This window comes from Glycomyces sp. TRM65418, assembly GCF_019710475.1.
In the GTDB taxonomy this organism is placed as follows: Bacteria; Actinomycetota; Actinomycetes; order Mycobacteriales; family Micromonosporaceae; genus Glycomyces.
Genome location: NZ_JAJFAX010000013.1, coordinates 1 through 18,467, shown reverse-complemented (window position 1 = coordinate 18,467; position 18,467 = coordinate 1). Strand labels below are relative to the sequence as shown.

Here is an 18,467-nt window from a genome sequence, read left to right as displayed (position 1 = left end):
AACTGATCCGCCCTGTTCGCTGCGGGCCGAAGTCCGCTGTGGGCTACGGCATGTAGGCTTCCGCCCATGCCCACTGATGGCTCGCACGCATCACCGCAGACGCTGGCCGACGGCCCGCAGGATCCGCCGCGGGCGCCGTCCGACGGCCGCCGGTCCTCGGCGCGGGTGCGCCGGCGCGGCATCACGGTCCTGCTCGGCGCGGTCCTGGTCGCGGTCCTCACCTGGCAGTCGCTCGCGATGGACGTCGCCTACGTCGTGTTCAGCCCCGGCCCCACCGAGGACGTCCTCGGCACCGAGGAGATCGACGGGGTCGACCGCCAGATCATCACGGCCGACACCGAATTCCCCTCCGAAGGCGAACTGCGCCTGACGACCGTGCGGGTCAAGCAGTCGGTCACGCTGGCCGAGGCCGTGAGCTACTGGCTGTCCGACGAGTACGCGATCATCCCGCGCGACCTGGTGTACCCGCCCGGTGAATCCGAGGAGGAGATCGCCGAGGAGCAGGAGTCCGACTGGGCCGAGTCGCAGTCCAACGCCGAGCAGGCCGCCCTCGGCTACCTCGGCGAGCCCGCGGTCATCGAGGTCGTGGCGGACTCCGGCGGCCTCGTCGCGGGCGACGTCGTCACCGCCGTCGACGGCGCCGCGGTCACCTCCCTCGCCGAGCTCGAGGATTACGCTGAGAGCGAAACCACCGTGACCGTGACCCGCGGCGGTGTCGCCACCGAAGTCCCCGGCGTCCGCCTCGGCGAGGTCGAACTCCAATCCACCCACGACGACCCGTACGGCATCGAGATCGACACCGAGGCGCTCGACATCGGCGGCCCCTCGGCGGGCCTGATCTTCGCGCTCGGCATCGTCGACCGGGTCACCGAGGGCGATCTGACCGGCGGGCGGATCATCGCCGGCACCGGCGAGATCGACCCGGAGGGCAACGTCGGCGGCATCGGCGGCATCCAGCAGAAGATCACCGGATCGGCGGCGGCGGGCGCCGAAGTCTTCCTCGCCCCGGCCGCGAACTGTTCGGACGCCGTCACCGTCGCGCCCGAAGACATGACTATTGTCAGAGTCGAGACGCTCGAAGACGCCGTCTCGGCGCTCGAGTCCCTAGCGGCCGGCGAGGAAGTCACGACCTGCTGACCTCGCCCCCACCGCGAGACGAGAAGGAGTTGCTTCAGTGGCGAACCGGACGCCCACCCCCCCACGGATGAGCAGACGAGGACGCTACGTCCTGATCCTGCTCGTGGGCGCCATAGTCCTGCTGTCGGTGCTCGGCTGGATCGTCAGCCTCCGCACCGACTACCTGTGGTACGAGTCCGTCGGGTACACCGAGGTGTTCTCGACCATGATGTGGACCCGCCTGGGACTGTTCGGCGTCTTCACACTGGCCATGGCCGCCTGGACCGGCCTCAACCTCTTCCTCGCCTACCGGTTCCGGCCCGACACCTGGCCCGCGACCCCCGAGCAGGAGGGCCTGGAGCGCTACCGCGACCTCATCTCGCCCCGCGCCGGCTGGTGGATCGGGGGCGCCGCGGTCATCGTGGGGATCTTCGCCGGCATGTCCGCCCAGAGCCGCTGGGCGACCTGGCTGCTGTTCCGCGACGGCGGCTCCTTCGGGGAGTCCGACCCGGTCCTGAACCGCGACGCCGGGTTCTACGTGTTCGAACTCCCGTTCTGGCAGTTCCTCATCGGCTTCGGCTTCGCCGCGGTCGTCGTCGGCATCCTCGCCTCCCTGAGCGCCTACTACCTCTACGGCGCGCTGCGCTTCTCCGGCCAAGGCGACCGGATGACCAACGTCGCCCGCATCCACCTCTCGGTGCTCGTCGCGCTCTTCCTCGGGCTCAAGGCCGTCGCGTACTACTTCGACCGCTTCGACTTCACCACCCAGGACAACCCCGTCACCGGCATCGTCGGCGGCGGCTACACCGAGATGACCGCCCTCATGAACGCCAAGAACGCGCTCATCTGGGTCTCGGTCATCGCGGCCCTGGTGATCCTCGTCTTCTCCTGGGGCTTCACGAGGTCGCTCGCCCTCCCGGCCGCGGCCCTCGGCCTGGTCGTGGTCACCGCCATCGCCGCCGGCGGCATCTACCCCGCGGTCGTGCGCAACTTCCAGGTCGAGCCCAACCGCCCCCAGCGCGAAGGCCCCTACGCGCAGTACACCATCGACGGCACCCGCTACGCCTTCGGCATGGAAGGGCTCGAGACCACCACCTACCCGGTCGCGTCCCAACCGGACGCCGAGGCCATGGCCCAGGACCAGTCCACGGTCCCGTTCGTGCGCCTCATCGACCCGTTCGTCGTCTCCGACGCCTTCACGCAGGCCCAGCAGCCGCGAAGCTTCTACGACTTCAACGAGAAGCTCGACATCGACCGCTACACCTACACCGACGAGAACGGCCAGGAGGTCACCCAGGACTTCGTCGTCGGCCTGCGCGAGCTCAACCCGAGCCAGCTCGCCGACGAGCAGCAGGACTGGACCGTCACGCACACCGTCTACACCCACGGCTGGGGCTTCGTGTCCGCCTCGACCACCGAGAGCGACAGCGGCGCGCCCTGCTTCACCTCCGGGGTGCTCTCCGACGACCCGGGCAACTGCCAGATCGGCAACGACATCATCGACGTCGAGAAGCCGCAGATCTACTACGGCCTCTTGAACAACGAGTACGCGATCGTCGGCGCCCCCGAGAACGAGACGCCGCGCGAGTACGACCGGCCGATCGACGTCGCCGTCAGCGACGAGGACTCCACCGAGGAGGACGCCGAGGAGATCGGCGACGACCGCTACACCACCTACGAGGGCGAGGGCGGCGTCGACATCGGCTCCCTCGGGCAGCGCCTCCTCTACGCCTGGGAGTTCCAGGAGCCCCGGTTCCTGCTGTCCGACCAGATCAACGAGGAATCGCAGCTCCTCTACAACCGCAACGTGCGCGACCGCGTCCAGAAGGTCGCCCCGTTCCTCACCATCGAGGCCGACCCGTACCCGGCGGTCGTCGACGGCGAGATCGTGTGGATCGTGGACGGCTACACCACGACCAACGACTTCCCCTACTCCGACCGGGTCAACCTGGCCGAGGCCACGAACGACACCTACTCCGGCCAGGGCGTCGCGAACCAGTCCGCCGAGGAGATCAACTACATCCGCTCCTCGGTCAAGGCCGTCGTCAACGCCTACGACGGGTCGGTGACCCTCTACGAGTTCGACGAAGAGGACCCGATCCTCAAGGCCTGGAACACGATCTACGGCGGCGACCTGGTCGTGCCGCGGGACGAGATCCCCGCGGCCCTGGAGGCGCACTTCCGCTACCCGCAGGACCTGTTCAAGGTCCAGCGGAGCCTGCTCCAGCGCTACCACGTCGACGAGGCGCGGACCTTCATCGAGGGCAGCGAGGCCTGGGCCACTCCCTCGGACCCGTCGCAGGCGCAGCCGGTCACCCAGCCCGCCTACTACGTGTACGCGACCTACCCGGACCAGGAGCAGCCGTACTTCCAGCTCACCAGCACCTTCACCCCGAGGAACCGGGAGAACGCGCTGGCGAGCCTCATGTCGGGCTACTACGACGAGAACGGCGATCCGCAGCTGCGGGTCTATGACGTCGTGGGCGGCGACGACCAGTCGGTGCGGCAGATCCACCAGATCATCACGTCCACATCGGAGGTCGTGACGACCCTGCGCGACGCCCAGCAGGCGGGGACCACCGTGGAGTGGGGCAACCTGCTCGCGCTGCCGGTGGGCGACGGCATCCTCTACCTCGAACCGATGTACCTGCGCAGGCAGGCCGGCGGCGAGGGCGAGGACCTGCCGCGGCTGACGAACGTGGCGATCAGCTACGGCGGCTACGTGGGCTTCGCGCCGACGTTCGAGGAGGCCGTGGACATGGTGGTCGACAAGTACGTCAGCGGCGCGCCGAGCGAAGCCGACCAGAACGAGGGCGAAGGCGAAGGCGAGGCGGAACCGACCGAGACGCCGACGGAGACGCCGACGACCGAGGCGCCGGCCGACCCGCCGGAAGTCGAGGCCGCGATCGAGAACGTCCTCGCCGCGCAGGCCGCGTACGAGGAGGCGCAGGCCTCGGGCTCGAACGAGGCCGAAGGCCGGGCGCTGGACGCCCTGCTCGCCGCGCTCGACCAACTCGAGGCGGCGAGGCAGGCCGCGGGTCAGTGAGGCCCTGAGCGCGCTGCGCCGCAGCTGAACCGCACATCGCCCGGAAGCCGTACGGCTTCCGGGCGATGTGCGGTTCAGCGGACTTCGACCGGCGTGCGCCCGGCTCCCGCCCCGCGGCTCGCGCCGCTACTGGCCGTCGTCCGGCCCGGCGGTCTGCTCCCCCTCGGGCTTGCAGGCCTCGGCGTCGGCCGCGCGGCGAACGGTCACCTGCACCGTGGAGCCCGACTCCACTTCGCTGCCCGCGCTCGGCGACTGGCGCACCACGCCGCAGCGGGCCTCGCCCTCGCCCTCGTATTCGACCGAGGTGCTCAGCCCCGCCTCCTCGATGCGCGAGCGGGCCTCGGCCTCGGACTGGGAGACCACGTACGGCACGGTCGACTTCGCCGGCGCCGAGGGGGAGGCGCTCGGGCTCGGGCTCGCGGAACTGCTCGGGCTCGTCGACGGACCGGCCGAACCGGTCGGCTCCTCCGTCGGCGACGCGTCGGCCTCGGGCGTGACGGTCGTGCTCGGCTCGGCCGAGTGCTCGGCCGGTCCGTCCTCGTCCTCGCCGTTCCACTCGCCGCCGTCGCCGTCCTGCCCTTGGACCTCGGCGCCGTCGGCGCCCGACTCGCTCGCGGGCAGCGTGCCCGACGCGCGGTCCTCGCTCCACGGCAGCGTGGTCGCGATCGCGCCCAGCGCCACGAATGCCGCGAGGGCGCCCGCCAGCGCCATCCACAGGCGCCGCCGCGGCCGGGCGCGCTGCGGTTCCGCCTGCGGCGTCACCCCGGTCGGACCGGTCGGCGGGTTCACCGCGTGCGCCCCGGTGTGCGCGCTGGGGAACGGCGGCAGCGTGTGCCCGCCCGTGTGCGTCCCTGTCGACGCCGACGGCACCGACGACGGCAGTTGTTGCGGCCCCGTCTGATAGCCGCTCTGCAGCCCGGCGAACTGCCCGCTGGGCGGATCGGTGCGCGGGTCGCTGTGCGGGTCGTCGGGCGGGAGCACGGGCTGACTGCCGTGCCGGCCGGAGTACTGCCCCGAGTGCGGCTCCGGGGCCGGCCGCCGGTGCGCGCCCGTCGACGGCCCCGGGGCGGGCTGCACCCTGGTCCGCGTCCCGCCCGGTGCGCGCCCGGCGAGCAGCGCCTCGCGCGTGACGCGGCAGGCTTCGGCCAGCGATGCCGCGTCGGGCCAGCGCGCCGACGGATCCTTCTGGAGCGAGCGCCGCACGATCTCGGTGACCTCGTACGGAACGTCGGTCGGCAGCGGCGGCGGCGCGTTGCGCAGGTGCGCGGAGAGCACGCCGAGCGGCGTGTCGGCCTTGAACGGCGGCGACCCGGCCAGGCACTGGTGCGCGACGACGCCGAGCGAGTAGAGGTCGGAGGCCGCGGTGAGGTTCTCCCCGGCGGCCTGCTCGGGGGACATGTAGGTGACCGTGCCGAGCACGACGCCGGTGGTCGTCAGGGTGAGGTTGTGGTTGGCGCGGGCGATCCCGAAGTCCACCAGGACGACCGAGCCGTCGCCGCGCACGAGGATGTTGCCGGGTTTGATGTCGCGGTGGACGATCCCGGCGGCGTGGGCCGCCTGGAGGGCCTCGGCGACGCCGCCGACGACCCGGAGGGTGTCGGCGGCGCCGAGCTTGCCCCACAGGCCCAGGAGCCGCGACAGCGGCTTGCCGTCGACGTACTCCATGATCAGGTACGCGAGCTGGGCGTCCTCGTCCTCGATCTCGCCGTAGTCGTAGACCTCGACGACGCCCGGGCCCTGCATGACGGCGATGGCGCGGGCCTCGCGGCGGAAGCGTTCGCGGAACCCGCGGTCGTCGACGAGGTCGGCGAGCAGGACTTTGACGGCCACCGTGCGCCACAGGACGGTGTCGGTGCCCTCCCAGACGTCGCCCATGCCCCCGCCGCCGATGCGGCGTTCGAGCCGGTACCGCCCGTCCAGGACGGCGCCCGCCTTGAGGTTGCGCGTACTCAGCATCCGGCGGCTCTTCCCCCTCGACAACGCCATTGCATGGCTCGACAACGGCCGTGGCGACGCTTGCGGGCCGGGATCCGGCATCGAGGCCGCTGAGGCGGCCGCGGCTTCGTCAAGCGTCGGAACATATCTGAGGGACTAACGACCGGAGGCGGCTGAGGCTACGCGCTGGAACGGGCGAACTTCGGCTCGATCGAAGGATTTTCGGCGCCGCGGACTGCCGCGGCGCCGACGACTACTACGGCTGGGCCGCGTTGGCGGCGAGGACGCCGACCGGGCGGGCCGGAGCGCTCGCGGACGGGAGCGCCGATGCGGCGGCGGCGGACCGGCCGACGGCCTGGCCGAGCTGGCCGTCCCAGCAGGCCCAGGAGTGGCAGGGCCAGGACTGGCCGCAGTGGCCGCACAGAGGGTGCTTCGCGGTGCGCTGGTCCAGGGCGGGCGTGTGGCGCTTCCACCAGCGCGCTTGGACACGCCAGAGGCTCGGCACCAGCACGTCGCTGGGCGGTTCGTCCGGCGGGGGGTTCTCGAGTGTGTACGGACTTCGCAACGCGGGCTGCCTTTCCGGTCTTCGATTGGTTGGAACCGCTTGTGTCCCTTGACGATCAGAGGGAGCGGTTCGGTGTGACTTGGTCGATGCCGAGTCGCGGTGTCGAATCGGTACAGTTCGGGGGAGGCGGGTAGCCCCTCCGTAGAGTAGAATTGCACATGCAGATTTTGGATGCAAGAGTTATAACCGGATCGGGTGGCGTTTCCCGTCTCGGCGACGTTCGCGGCGCTGCTGACGGGCGCGGCCCCGGCAGTTGCTCGCGGGCCGTGGCCGACGCTACCCGGTGAGCGGCTCGGAAGTCCTTCCCCTTGCCGGTGCGTCCTCACCGAATCCGGAGAGATCAGGGTGTCAAATGGGTTCATCGAACGACCACGCTGAGAGCGATCTGCCGAAGAAGTTGGGAGGCAAGGCGATGCCTTCGAGCGGCAGCCCCACCGTCCGCCGGCGCCGGGCGGGCAAGATCCTCCGGGCCCTGCGTGAGCAGTCCGGAAAGGACGCGAACGACGCCGCGGACGCCCTGGAGGTCACCAGTTCCACGATCTACCGCATGGAGCTCGGCCGCGTCGGCATCAAGCCCCGGGACGTCCAGGCCCTCGTCGAGGTCTACGGCGTCGACGACGCCGACCTCATCGAGGAGCTCGTGCGCCTCGCCCGCGACGGCCGCAAGCGCGGCTGGTGGGCCCGCTACTCCGACACCATCTCCCCGCCCTACGCCACGTACATCGGACTCGAGCAGGACGCCTCCAGCCTGTCGCTGTACGACGGCCTGATCATCAACGGCCTCTTGCAGACCCGTGAGTACGCCAAGCACACCTTCGACTACCAGCTGGGCCAGTCGCGGCGGTACATGGCCGAGCGCATCGACCTGCGGATGGAGCGCCAGCAGCGGCTGCGCAGCGACCTGAAGATCTGGAACGTCATCGACGAGGCCGCGATCCGGCGCGTGCTGGGCGGCCCGAAGGTCATGATCGACCAGCTCCGGAACCTGCTCGAACTCGGCTCGCTGCCGAACGTGCACCTCCAGGTGCTGCCCTTCGACGGCGGCGCCTACCCGGGGATGCTCTCCTCGTTCACGATCCTCGGCTTCGGCGAGCTCGACGGCGACGTCGACCCCGGATACCGCCACCCCGACGTGGTCTACATCGAGGGCCACAACGGCGACGTGTACGAGGAGGGCGAGGACGTCCAGCCGTTCCACGAGATCTTCGGGAACCTGCGCTCGGCGGCCCTCGATCCGGGCCGGAGCCTGGAGTTCATCGAGCAGCAGGCCGAGCGCCTCAAGGCGCTCTGACCGGACAGGGCGAGGGGGCCGACTCGACTGAGCCGGCCCCCTCGCTCGTTCTCTACCTGCCTGATGTCCGCAGCAGCGAATGCCAGTCGGCTCGGCCGGCGCGCAGGATCGGGCTCACCGTCAGCTTGGTGTCCCTGATCTCTACCGCGTCTTCCGCGAGCCTGGCCTCCACGCAGGCGCCGTTAGGGCCTGACCTGCTGCTCTTCCTCCATGTGTGGGTCAACATGGATCTCCTCCTTCCAAGGAGCATTCGAGTCCCCAGGACGGTCTCGAGCTTAACCAGCGCCTGCTAAGGCGAACGTCGACTATCCGTCAATATCAAGTACCGGACAGTCCTGTGTCGCCTTCACCAATGCGGCGTGCCGCAGTCCTGCCCGGGATCGCCCGGCTCGATTTGGACCGTCGCATGCGCGATGCCGAACCGTTCTGCCAGCGTCCGCTGCGCGTCGCCCAGGACCGTTCCCGGATCGGCGCCCCCGTCGAGAGCGAGATGGACGGTCGCGACCTCCATACCCGAGGTCAGCGTCCACAGATGGAGATCGTGCACTTCTTTCACCCCATCGAGTGCCCCGAGCGAGGTCTCGACCGCTTGCGGATCGACGCCGACGGGCGCGTGCTGGAGGAGGATGCGCAGGGCGTCCCGGCCCAGTCGGTAGGCGCGCGGCAGGATGAACAGGCCCACGCCCACGGCGATGAGGCTGTCGACCGCGTACCAGCCGGTGAAGGCGATGACGACCGCCGCCGCGATGACGCCGATCGAGGCGACGGCGTCGCCGAGGACCTCGAAATAGGCCCCGCGCACGTTGATCGACTCCGAGGCGGCCGAGCGCAGCAGCAGCAGCGAGGCCACGTTGGCCGCCAGGCCGAAGACGGCGACCGCGAGCATGGGGCCGGACTGCACCTCGGGCTGCTCCTGGAGGCGGCGCACGGCCTGCACCAGGACGAATCCCGCCACGCCGAACAGCAGCACCGTGTTCGCCAACGCCGCCAGGACCTCCAGGCGGTACATGCCGTAGGTCCGGCGGGGCCCGCCGTTCGCGCGGCGGACGGCGATGATGGCGGCCAGGGCCATCGCGATCCCGAGGGCGTCGCCGGCGACGTGGGCGGCGTCCGAGAGGAGCGCGAGCGAATGCGTGTACCAGGCGGCGACCGCCTCGGCGACCATGACCGCGCCGGCCAGGCCGAGGGCCAGCCAGAGCCGTCCGCGGTGGCGTGAGCCGAGCGAGACGGCGGTGGCGTGCGAGTGGTCGTGGCCCATGGCGGGCGGCCTCCTTCGATGCGCGCCGAACCGGAGCGCCGGGTCTCGGCAGGGGTCCCCGCCGACGTCGAATGCTAACATGCGTACGTTTGCATATATGTGAACGGGACGCTGCGGCGGCCGGGCGGCGCGGTGACCGCGCGGGGCGGCGCCGGGCGGATTCACCGCCCCTGACCTGGGGTACCCGAGAGATCTGTCTCGCGCGCCGGGAGCCGCCCGGTCTGCGATGTTCCTGCCGGATGCCCACGGAAACGCCCTAACCGAGGGGACTTTCACAATTGCAGGACAGGAATGGAATAATATTCGTACCAACAACATCAGCACTGGTCACGGGGGGTGACGATGAAAGACGCCATTGAAACCTCAACCATCGCGTTCGTCGCTATCGTCGCGATCGTCCTCATTTTCGCCGCGGTCCTCGGATTGCGCTCCGCCGTCGAGACCAAACGCCGCCGCAAAGCCCAGGCCAAGAACGACGCCGAGGCCTGGACCGAACTGCTCGGCAACCAACTGAAGATCGCCCCGATCTCCGTCGGCGACACCGAAGCGGCAGTGGCGCTCGACCGCGCGCGGAAACTCCACTACAAAGCCGTCGAACAACTCAAGACCGCCAAGAAGACCAAGCAGTTCGGGCGCATCAGGACGTACGCGCTCGCCGGACTGCACAACCTGAACATCATGCGCCGCCGCCTCGGCAAGGCCCCGGGACCGCAGGGCCCCATGCCCTTCAACGCCTCCGGGGCCAAGAAGGCGGCCAAGCGCGACGACAACGTCAGCGACGTCCCGACCGGGCCGTCCACCGGACTGCCCTTCTGACGACCCCGAACGACGAGGGGGCGATCACCCGATCGCCCCCTCGCCCGCGTCGCCGCTAGTCCTCGGCCGGGGTCTTCCGCGGCCACAGCAGGTCCATGACCCACATCGCCAGCCACACGATGATCGCGCCCCAGAACGCCGCCCAGAAGCCGTCCACAGAGAACCCCAGCGAGAGCTTCTCCGAGACCCACCCCGTCAGCCAGAACATCAACGCGTTCACCACCAGGCCGAACAGGCCCAGCGTGAGCACGTACAACGCGCAGCCGATCGCCATGACGAGCGGCTTCACGAACGTGTTCACCGCCGTGAAGATCAACGCCACCACCAAGAGCGACAAGAACTTCGCCGGCGTCGAGTCGCCGTACAGCTGAATGCCCCCGACGATCCACGTCGCGAGCCACAGCGCCAGTGCCGTCAGCACCAGCCGCACCAGAAATCTCATGGCGCCAGTATCGCCGCCCCGCCCCCGCCGCGTCCAGTTTCCGCCGATTCGAGGAGACCGACCCGGGACCGCGCATTCACCCCTCGTTCACCGCAGAGGGAATTCGAGGTCACCCTCCGCGCATATATTCGCGGCAGCCCGCCTGCTTCCAACCTTGCCGCCGGGCAGAAGGAGAGACCATGAGCGACCCGTCGCTGCCGGCGGTCGGCCCGACCGTCGACCCCCGCCGGATCGGCGCGAACCACCACCCCGCCCCCCAGCGAGGTCCGGTCGGCCTCGGCGCCCCCACCGTCTTTGACATCAAGGACGTCAACGTCTACTACGGCGCCTTCAAGGCCGTCAAGGACGTGAACTTCAGCGTCGCCAAGAACGAGATCACCGCGCTCATCGGCCCCTCGGGCTGCGGCAAGTCGACCCTGCTGCGCTCGCTCAACCGCATGAACGACCTCATCCCCGGCGCCCGCGTCGAGGGCACCGTCGCCTACCACGGCAAGAACGTCTACGACGCCGGCGTCGACCCCGTCGAGGTCCGCCGCCGCATCGGCATGGTCTTCCAGAAGGCCAACCCCTTCCCGAAGTCCATCTTCGACAACGTCGCCTACGGCCCCAAGATCCACGGCGTGCCCCGCGCCGAGCGCGAGGCCATCGTCGAGGACTCGCTCAAGAAGGCCGCCCTCTGGGACGAGGTCAAGGACAAGCTCAAGCAGAGCGCCCTGGCCCTCTCCGGCGGCCAGCAGCAGCGGCTGTGCATCGCGCGGACGATCGCGCTGGCGCCCGAGGTGGTCCTCATGGACGAGCCGTGCTCGGCGCTCGACCCGATCGCGACGGCCCGCATCGAAGAACTCATGGTCGACCTGGCCAAGCAGTTCACGATCGTGATCGTCACCCACAACATGCAGCAGGCCGCGCGCGTCTCCGACAAGACCGCGTTCTTCTCCACCGAGGTCAACGAGCTCAGCGACACCCGCACGGGCATCCTGGTCGAGTTCGACGACACGCAGCGCATCTTCACCACGCCTTCCGACGAGCGCACGGAGAACTACGTCACCGGCCGCTTCGGCTAGCGGGCCGGCGCCGTAGCGGCGCGGCGAAGCCCGAAGCCCGTCCCATCTGGGACGGGCTTTTCCCGTCCGAGCGAAGAGGCCCCCGCACCGGTCGGTGCGGAGGCCTCGGAGAGAGACCGCCTCGCGCTAGCGCTTGTCGATGGCGAAGCGGGACGCGATGATCCGGGACAGGATCGTGAACAGGAAGACGATCGTGATGAGCGTCAGCGCCGCTCCCCAGGCGCGCTCCTGCGAGGCCGCGAACGGCTGGCTCGCGTTCCGGAAGATCTGCGCCGCCAGCGTCGTGTTCTGGCCGTCGAACAGGTCGGGCTTGTAGATGTACGTCAAGCCGACGGTCACGATGATCGGCGCCGTCTCACCGGCCGCGCGGGCGACCGCCAGCAGCGAGCCCGAGGTGATGCCCGACGAGGCCGCCGGAAGCACCACGCCCATGACCGTGCGCCACTTGCGCGCGCCCAGACCCGAGGACGCCTGGCGCAGCTCGTCCGGGACGAGCCGCAGCATCTCCTCGGTCGAGCGGATCACGATCGGCAGCATCAGGCTGGCCAGCGCGAGCGCACCCCCGAAGCCCGTCTTATCGCCGATGACGAGCACGTAGCCGACGTAGATGAACAGGCCCATCATGATCGAGGGCACGCCGGTCATGACGTCGGCCATCGTGCGGATGAACCGCGCCAGCGGCTTGTTCTTGCCGTACTCGTTGAGGTAGACCGCGCCGAGCACGCCGACCGGGATCGCCATGAGCGCGGCCATGCCGGTGATCAAGAGCGTGCCGAGGATCGCCGGGCCCATGCCCGGGCCCTCGGTGCGGTAGTTCCGCGGGATCTCCTCGAAGAACCACGCCAGGCTCCACGCCGAGGCGCCCCGCGAGACGACCTGCCAGGCCACCAGGGCCAGCGGCAGGGCCGCGATGAGGACGCACAGGCCGATGAGGGCCGTGGCCCCCCGATCGGCGACCGCGCGTCGCAGCGAGAGGTTGCGACCGGACAGGTCCGGCGGCGTGGGACCGCCGTTCTGGAGGGTCGTCATGAGCGGGCACCCTTCATTTGGAGCTCAGCGCGCTGGACCACGATGCGGGCCAGGAAGTTGATGAGGACGGTGATCGCGAACAGCACGACGCCGATGCCGATGAGGGCGTCGGTGTGGAGGCCGCTCGACTCACCCCACTGCTGGGCGATGACCGCGGCCATCGTGTTGCCGGGAGCGAACAGGTTCGCGTTGATACCCAGCGAGCCGCCGATGACCAGCGCCACGGCGATCGTCTCGCCCATCGCCCGGCCGAGGCCGAGCATCGAGGCGCCGACCAGGCCGCCGAACGAGTGGGGGAGGATCGCGCCCGTGATCATCTCCCAGCGGGTCGCCCCAAGGGCGTACGCGCCCTGCTTGTCGATCTCGGGCACGGTAGCGAACACCTCTCGGGAGATCGAGGTGATGATCGGGATGCACATGACCGCCAGGATCAGGCCCGCGGTGAAGTAGTTCCGGCCCGTGTTGGTCTCGTCGAAGATCGCGTTCAGGCCCGGGACCGGGGCCACGACCCCCGCCCACCACTGGTACAGGGGGGTGACCCAGGGGATCAGCACGATGCTGCCGACGAGCCCGAAGACCACGGAGGGGACCGTGGCGAGGAGGTCGACGACCGTCACGATGTACTTGCGGCTCCGGCGGTGGGCCACTTCCGTGATGAACAGGGCGATGCCGATCGACACCGGCACCGCGACGATCATCGCGATCAGCGAGGTCACCAGCGTGCCGTAGAGGAACGGCAGTGTGCCGAAGAGCTCGTCATTCGGGTCCCAGGTCGACCCGGTGAGGAACTGGATCGGACCTTCGGCGATGGCGGGCCAGGCCTGGACCGAGGTCGTGACGAGGATCAGGCCCAGCACGATGAGGACGGTGAGGCCGGCCAGGGTCACCAGGCCGGTGAATCCCTTGTCAGTGCGGCGGGAGCGGGCTTCGCCTCCGAGGTCGACCTCGGGGGGCGCTTCGGGAGGTGCCGTAGCGGTCACGTTCGTCTCTCCGGTTTCGTCGTCGGAACGGCCGAAAACCCCATCGGCGCGGAGGCCGTTGGGGTCATCGGATCCGGGGTTCCTAGGCAATCGTGTCGTTCAGGGCGGTGACGGCCTGCTCGCGCAGGCTGTCGGGCAGCGGCGCGAAGTAGTTGTCGGTCGCGATGTCCTGGCCGTCCGTGATCAGGTAGTTCACGAACTCCTTGACGCCGGCGGCGACGGTCTCGTCCTCGTACTCGGTGTGGAGGAGGATGTACGTCGGCGCGACGATCGGGTAGGTCTCGGCGCCGGCCGCGTTCAGCGGGTTGTACGACAGGTCCTCGTTCACCTCGGCGCCGTCGAGGGCCGCGGTGGTGGCCTCGAGCGTCGGCTGGATGAAGGCGCCCTCGGCGTTCTCGATGGACGCGGTCATCAGGCCGGTCTCGGTCGCGTCGGCGAGGTCGACATAGCCGATCGCGCCTTCGGTCTGGGTGATGACCTGGGCGACACCGGTGTTCTTCTCGCCGCCGATGGAGCCCTCGGGCCAGGTGACCTCGTCGCCGGAGCCGAGCGTCCACACGTCGGTGGCCTCGTCGAGGAACTTGGTGAAGTTGGCGGTGGTGCCCGAGCCGTCCGACCGGTGCGCGATCGTGATGGCGGTGTCGGGCAGCGTGACGCCTTCGTTCGTCGCGGCGATCGCCGGGTCGTTCCAAGTCGTGATGGCGCCCTGGAAGATGTTCGCCAGCGTGTCCTGGTCCAGCTGCAGGCCTTCGACGCCCGGGAGGTTGTACGACACGGTGATCGGGGCGGCCACGGTCGGGATGTACTGGAACGAGCCGGCCTCGACGCCGTCGTCGTCGCCGACCAGCGAGTCGGTGCCGGCGAAGTCGTTCAGGCCCTCGCCGAACTCGGACTTGCCGGTGCCGGAGCCGACGGCGTTGTAGGTGACGATCAGGTCGGGGTTCACTTCGGCGTAGGCCTCGATCGCCGCCGCGTAGTACGCGTCGGGGAAGCTCGCGCCGGAGCCGTTGATCTCGCCGGACACCATGTCGCCGTCAGCGCCGGTGTCACTGTCGTCGCCGCCGCCGCAGGCCGCCAGGCCGAATGCGAGGGTGCCGGCGGTGATGCCGCCGAAGATGGCTCTGCGGTTCAGTTTCATGTTCACAGCTGGTCTCTACTCCGTCTCCCGGCGCACGGCCGGGCTCCTTCTTCACTGTCCGCCACCATCAAACCCAGACCCGGTGTTCACCCGCTGACTTGTAGTTGAACTCAAGGTGAACGACTGAGCGCGATTCGCGACAGCATGAGAGAGATCGGTGAGACTAACGCCGTGAACAGGCGTTTTAATCAGGTCTCGGCCGGGCCGTGATCAACCCGTTATGAACGATCGAGGTGAACGACACCTGTCACCTGATAGACGACCTGATGCGAGACGCGCACCGCGTGGTCGCCGAACCGCTCGTAGAACCGCGCCAGGAGCGCCACGTCCACCGCCGTCTGCGGCCCGTAGGCCAGCGTCGGCACCTGATCGTGAATGCGCTGCTGGATCGCGTCGAGCTCGTCGTCGTCGAGCCCCATCTGCGTGGCCTCCAGGTGGTCGCGCTCCTCCAGGATCCCGACCAGCTTCTCGGAGATCCGCACCGCCGCCGACCCCATCGCCGCGAAGTCGGCCCGCATCGAATCGGGGATCACCGGCACCGGCGCGCGCAGCAGCACCGACTTCGCCACGTGCTTCGCCAGGTCGCCCATGCGCTCCAGGTCGACTGAGATCCGCACCGCGCCCAAGATGAACCGCAGATCCGTCGCCACCGGGTCGTACTGGGTCATCAGCTCCACGATCCGGTCGTCGACCCGGAACTGGAGCGCGTTCACCTCGTCGTCGCCCGACACGACCGCCTCGGCGGCGACGGCGTCGGTCTCCAGGAGCGCCGTGCCGGCCCGCTCGACCGCGTCGCCGACCCGCCGCGCCATGTCGACCAAGAGCTCGTTGAGTTCATCGAGGTGCTGGTGGAAGACATTCGCCATAGTGGACCAATCGCGGGGTAGGAAGGGCCGGATACGCGCCAAGTGTAGACAACCGTCCGGTTCGGTAGGCCCCACCCGCGGAAACGCCCCGCGAACACCCCTGGACGCCCGGCGTTAGAGTGTGGGCGAAGCACGATCGATCCCCAGGGAGCGGACCAGATGACCTACCCCTCGCAGCCGGGCTACCCGACGCCGCACTACGGCCAGCCCCAGCCGCCGCGTCAGAACAACCTGTGGCTGATCGGCGGGGCGATCCTGGTGGTCCTGGTCGTCATCATGACCGTGGTCCTCCTGGTGGTGCAGCAGACCGCCGGCGACGACTCCGCCAAGGGCGGTGACGGGAGCACCACCGAAGGCGAACCGAGCGGCGATGCGAGCAGCGACGAGGAGACGGGCGGCGACGGCGGCGACACCGAGGGCGGTGACGTCGGCCCCGCCGAGATGACCGCCGACGCGTGCGACGCCTTCGACATGTCCAAGTTCGAAGAGGTCTTCGGTGAATTCCGGGAGGACGACACCTACCGGTCCGCCTCCAACAGCAACGGCCTCAGCTCGCTGAGCTGCTCCTTCTACGACGACGACTTCATGTACGTCAACGTGTACGTGAGCGACTACGAGGACGCCTCGGACGTCCAGTCCTGGGTCGAGTCGGACGCCGATTACTACACCGCGGAAGAGGGCTACGAGTTCTCCGAGTACACCGAGATCGGCGACGCCGGCAGCTACTGGACCAAGGACGAATCCGGCTACAAGACCCTTACCCTCCACATCGCCCTCGGCAGCCTCGAGGTCAAGCTCTACACGAGCCTGTACGACGAGGAGAACGTCGACGAGGCGGCCGCGGTGGAGACCCTGGCGGACTTCGCCAAGCAGTGCGAGACGCTCTTCGCCGACTACATGTGAGCGAAAGGCCCGGCAGCCGCACGGCCGCCGGGCCTTTCTAACTTTCCGGGAAAACCAAAAGAGGCCCTGTGTGACCAGGACCTCTGTGTGGTGCGCCGCCAGGGACTCGAACCCCGAACCCGCTGATTAAGAGTCAGCTGCTCTGCCAGTTGAGCTAGCGGCGCTTGACGATTGAGTTCGACCACGCGTTTCCGCCGGTGTCTCTCGCACGAGGAGAAACTTTAGCATGTGCCGCGGGCTCCGACTACAGGGGTCCCTTCGGTGGCTACGCTTGTCAGGTGACAAGTTTCGTAGACCGCGTAAATCTCCAGGTCGTTGCCGGTAAGGGTGGCAACGGCTGTGTGTCGGTCCACCGTGAGAAGTTCAAGCCGCTCGGCGGCCCCGACGGAGGCAACGGCGGCCACGGGGGTGATGTGGTCTTCGTCGTCGACCCGAACGTGCACACCCTGCTCGACTTCCACTTCCAGACCCGCCTGCAGGGCGGCAACGGCACGCACGGCCAGGGCTCCAACCGCGACGGCGCCAACGGCGAGTCCGTCCGGGTCGCCGTGCCCAACGGCACCGTCATCTACGCCGACGGCGAAGTGCTGGCCGACATGACCGGCATCGGCACCGAGGTGACCGTCGCCCGGGGCGGCCGCGGCGGCCGCGGCAACCGGTCCCTCGTCAGCTCCAAGCGCAAGGTGCCAGGCTTCGCCGAACTCGGCGAGCCCGGGGACGAGCTCGAGGTCGTCCTCGAACTCAAGAGCGTCGCCGACGTCGGCCTCGTCGGCTTCCCCTCCGCGGGCAAGTCCTCCCTCATCGCCGCGATGTCGGCCGCCCGGCCGAAGATCGCCGACTACCCGTTCACCACGCTGGCTCCGAACCTGGGGGTCGTCTCCGCGGGCGAGACCACCTACACCATCGCGGACGTCCCGGGCCTCATCCCGGGCGCGGCCGCCGGGAAGGGCCTCGGGCTCCAGTTCCTGCGACACATCGAACGCTGCGCGGTCCTCGCGCACGTGGTCGACTGCGCCAGCCTCGAATCCGACCGCGACCCGGTCTCCGACATCGACGCCCTGGAGCACGAACTCGCCGAGTACGGCGGCCTCGCCGACCGTCCGCGCATCATCGTCCTCAACAAGATCGACGTCCCCGACGGCCGCGAACTCGCCGAGTACGTTCGCGGCGACCTCGAGAAGTACGGCTGGCCCGTCTACGCCGTCAGCGCCGTCAGCCGCGAAGGACTGAAGGAACTGAACTTCGCCTTCGCGAAGGAAGTAGTGGAGTACCGCGACGCGCAGCCGCCGATCGAGGCGACGCGCACGATCATCCGCCCCCTCGCCGTCGACGACTCCGGCTTCGACATCAAGAAGGTCGTGCCGGCGTACGAGGGCGACGTCGAATTCGTCATCAGCGGCAGCAAGCCCGAGCGCTGGATCGGCCAGACCAACTTCGAGAACGAGGAAGCCGTCGGCTACCTCGCCGACCGCCTCGCCGCCCTCGGCGTCGAGGACGCGCTCGCGAAGCAAGGGGCGGTGCCCGGCTCGATCGTGAAGATCGGCGACCACGAGTTCGAGTGGCAGCCGACCGACCCGAACGTCATCGCCACCGTCGGACCGCGCGGCACCGACGCGCGGTTCGAGGTGAACGACCGCAAGGGCGCCGACGAACGCCTCGCCGAGCGCAGGGCCCGCCGGACCGAACTGCTCGAGCGCGTGGCCAAAGAGAAGGAATCCAAGGGCAAGAGCCGCAAGGGCTAGACCCTTCGTGCGGAATGACCTGCGAAAACACGGGGTTCGCGAGGGTGTGGCGCCGAGCACGTACCCCCCTTGCGAACCCCGGTTTCAGGTCGCGTAAATTTGTCTTTGCCCGAGGGGGAAACGGACAGGAAAGCCGAAAGGCCCTGGCCCAAACCAAAAGGGTAAAACTCCGAACGAATCGATCGGGGGCCGATACGGCCCGAAAACCGGTCTGGTAAGTTACTGGAGCCGCTCCGGTCGGAGATGGAACTTCTAAGAGTTTCTTATCTGATTGAA

The 18,467-nt window shown here is 69.0% G+C and carries 16 protein-coding genes and 1 tRNA gene; 7 read left to right on the top strand and 10 right to left on the bottom strand.

Annotated elements, in window-relative coordinates; translation table 11 throughout:
* Positions 1–66 precede the first annotated feature (66 nt).
* Positions 67–1,137 carry a PDZ domain-containing protein gene (locus tag K3N28_RS21115; RefSeq protein ID WP_228094741.1) on the top strand — a complete coding sequence of 357 codons (1,071 nt, stop codon included), beginning with the start codon at positions 67–69 and terminating at the stop codon, positions 1,135–1,137.
* 67 nt (positions 1,138–1,204) lie between these two features.
* The gene (locus K3N28_RS21110; protein WP_228094740.1) at positions 1,205–4,162 is read left to right on the top strand and encodes a UPF0182 family protein; all 2,958 of its coding nucleotides are present in this window, start codon (positions 1,205–1,207) and stop codon (positions 4,160–4,162) included.
* A gap of 126 nt (positions 4,163–4,288) precedes the next feature.
* Here K3N28_RS21110 and K3N28_RS21105 read toward each other — a convergent pair whose 3' ends face one another.
* Entirely contained in the window at positions 4,289–6,118 is a 1,830-nt protein-coding gene (locus K3N28_RS21105; protein WP_228094739.1) for a serine/threonine protein kinase, read from the bottom strand.
* A gap of 235 nt (positions 6,119–6,353) precedes the next feature.
* A complete protein-coding gene (locus K3N28_RS21100; RefSeq protein ID WP_228094738.1) occupies positions 6,354–6,662 on the bottom strand; it encodes a hypothetical protein in 309 nt (102 codons plus the stop codon).
* Between the two features lie 352 nt (positions 6,663–7,014).
* On the opposite strand from K3N28_RS21100, the gene K3N28_RS21095 reads away from it, so the two are divergent.
* On the top strand, positions 7,015–7,953 hold the full coding sequence (locus K3N28_RS21095; RefSeq protein WP_228094737.1) for a helix-turn-helix transcriptional regulator: 939 nt from the start codon (positions 7,015–7,017) through the stop codon (positions 7,951–7,953).
* A 52-nt stretch (positions 7,954–8,005) separates the two neighbouring features.
* Here K3N28_RS21095 and K3N28_RS21090 read toward each other — a convergent pair whose 3' ends face one another.
* Entirely contained in the window at positions 8,006–8,179 is a 174-nt protein-coding gene (locus K3N28_RS21090) for a DUF397 domain-containing protein (protein WP_228094736.1), read from the bottom strand.
* 120 nt (positions 8,180–8,299) lie between these two features.
* Complete coding sequence (locus tag K3N28_RS21085; protein ID WP_228094735.1) at positions 8,300–9,211, bottom strand: cation diffusion facilitator family transporter; 912 nt, start codon at positions 9,209–9,211, stop codon at positions 8,300–8,302.
* Between the two features lie 342 nt (positions 9,212–9,553).
* Here K3N28_RS21085 and K3N28_RS21080 point away from each other — a divergent pair, with 342 nt between their 5' ends.
* Positions 9,554–10,027: a hypothetical protein gene (locus K3N28_RS21080; protein WP_228094734.1), complete on the top strand. Its 474-nt coding sequence runs from the start codon at positions 9,554–9,556 to the stop codon at positions 10,025–10,027.
* A 55-nt stretch (positions 10,028–10,082) separates the two neighbouring features.
* On the opposite strand, the gene K3N28_RS21075 is transcribed toward K3N28_RS21080, so the two are convergent.
* Positions 10,083–10,469, bottom strand: a complete 387-nt coding sequence (locus K3N28_RS21075) for a phage holin family protein (RefSeq protein ID WP_228094733.1) — start codon at positions 10,467–10,469, stop codon at positions 10,083–10,085.
* A 179-nt stretch (positions 10,470–10,648) separates the two neighbouring features.
* Between K3N28_RS21075 and pstB the strand changes: the two genes are divergently transcribed.
* Positions 10,649–11,533, top strand: coding sequence for a phosphate ABC transporter ATP-binding protein PstB (pstB, locus tag K3N28_RS21070; protein WP_228094732.1), 885 nt, complete (start codon positions 10,649–10,651; stop codon positions 11,531–11,533).
* A 126-nt stretch (positions 11,534–11,659) separates the two neighbouring features.
* On the opposite strand, the gene pstA is transcribed toward pstB, so the two are convergent.
* From pstA to phoU, 4 genes are all read right to left on the bottom strand, one after another.
* Entirely contained in the window at positions 11,660–12,562 is a 903-nt protein-coding gene (gene pstA, locus K3N28_RS21065; protein WP_228094731.1) for a phosphate ABC transporter permease PstA, read from the bottom strand.
* A complete protein-coding gene (gene pstC / locus K3N28_RS21060; RefSeq protein WP_228094730.1) occupies positions 12,559–13,542 on the bottom strand; it encodes a phosphate ABC transporter permease subunit PstC in 984 nt (327 codons plus the stop codon). The genes pstA and pstC overlap by 4 nt, the downstream gene beginning before the upstream one ends.
* A gap of 82 nt (positions 13,543–13,624) precedes the next feature.
* Positions 13,625–14,680, bottom strand: coding sequence for a phosphate ABC transporter substrate-binding protein PstS (gene pstS / locus K3N28_RS21055; protein ID WP_228094815.1), 1,056 nt, complete (start codon positions 14,678–14,680; stop codon positions 13,625–13,627).
* 218 nt (positions 14,681–14,898) lie between these two features.
* Entirely contained in the window at positions 14,899–15,546 is a 648-nt protein-coding gene (gene phoU / locus K3N28_RS21050; RefSeq protein ID WP_228094729.1) for a phosphate signaling complex protein PhoU, read from the bottom strand.
* Between the two features lie 159 nt (positions 15,547–15,705).
* Here phoU and K3N28_RS21045 point away from each other — a divergent pair, with 159 nt between their 5' ends.
* Positions 15,706–16,449: a hypothetical protein gene (locus K3N28_RS21045; protein ID WP_228094728.1), complete on the top strand. Its 744-nt coding sequence runs from the start codon at positions 15,706–15,708 to the stop codon at positions 16,447–16,449.
* An 88-nt stretch (positions 16,450–16,537) separates the two neighbouring features.
* On the opposite strand, the gene K3N28_RS21040 is transcribed toward K3N28_RS21045, so the two are convergent.
* A tRNA-Lys gene (locus K3N28_RS21040) sits at positions 16,538–16,613 on the bottom strand.
* Positions 16,614–16,727: 114 nt separating this feature from the next.
* On the opposite strand from K3N28_RS21040, the gene obgE reads away from it, so the two are divergent.
* The gene (gene obgE / locus K3N28_RS21035; protein WP_228094727.1) at positions 16,728–18,191 is read left to right on the top strand and encodes a GTPase ObgE; all 1,464 of its coding nucleotides are present in this window, start codon (positions 16,728–16,730) and stop codon (positions 18,189–18,191) included.
* The last annotated feature ends 276 nt before the right edge of the window (positions 18,192–18,467 follow it).

Coding starts and splice junctions, on each gene's coding strand:
- K3N28_RS21115 (WP_228094741.1), top strand. CDS start 67: ATGCCCACTGATGGCTCGCACGCATCACCGCAGACGCTGGCCGACGGC.
- K3N28_RS21110 (WP_228094740.1), top strand. CDS start 1,205: ATGAGCAGACGAGGACGCTACGTCCTGATCCTGCTCGTGGGCGCCATA.
- K3N28_RS21105 (WP_228094739.1), bottom strand. CDS start 6,118: ATGCTGAGTACGCGCAACCTCAAGGCGGGCGCCGTCCTGGACGGGCGG.
- K3N28_RS21095 (WP_228094737.1), top strand. CDS start 7,015: ATGGGTTCATCGAACGACCACGCTGAGAGCGATCTGCCGAAGAAGTTG.
- K3N28_RS21090 (WP_228094736.1), bottom strand. CDS start 8,179: ATGTTGACCCACACATGGAGGAAGAGCAGCAGGTCAGGCCCTAACGGC.
- K3N28_RS21085 (WP_228094735.1), bottom strand. CDS start 9,211: ATGGGCCACGACCACTCGCACGCCACCGCCGTCTCGCTCGGCTCACGC.
- K3N28_RS21080 (WP_228094734.1), top strand. CDS start 9,554: ATGAAAGACGCCATTGAAACCTCAACCATCGCGTTCGTCGCTATCGTC.
- K3N28_RS21075 (WP_228094733.1), bottom strand. CDS start 10,469: ATGAGATTTCTGGTGCGGCTGGTGCTGACGGCACTGGCGCTGTGGCTC.
- pstB (WP_228094732.1), top strand. CDS start 10,649: ATGAGCGACCCGTCGCTGCCGGCGGTCGGCCCGACCGTCGACCCCCGC.
- pstA (WP_228094731.1), bottom strand. CDS start 12,562: ATGACGACCCTCCAGAACGGCGGTCCCACGCCGCCGGACCTGTCCGGT.
- pstS (WP_228094815.1), bottom strand. CDS start 14,680: ATGAAACTGAACCGCAGAGCCATCTTCGGCGGCATCACCGCCGGCACC.
- phoU (WP_228094729.1), bottom strand. CDS start 15,546: ATGGCGAATGTCTTCCACCAGCACCTCGATGAACTCAACGAGCTCTTG.
- K3N28_RS21045 (WP_228094728.1), top strand. CDS start 15,706: ATGACCTACCCCTCGCAGCCGGGCTACCCGACGCCGCACTACGGCCAG.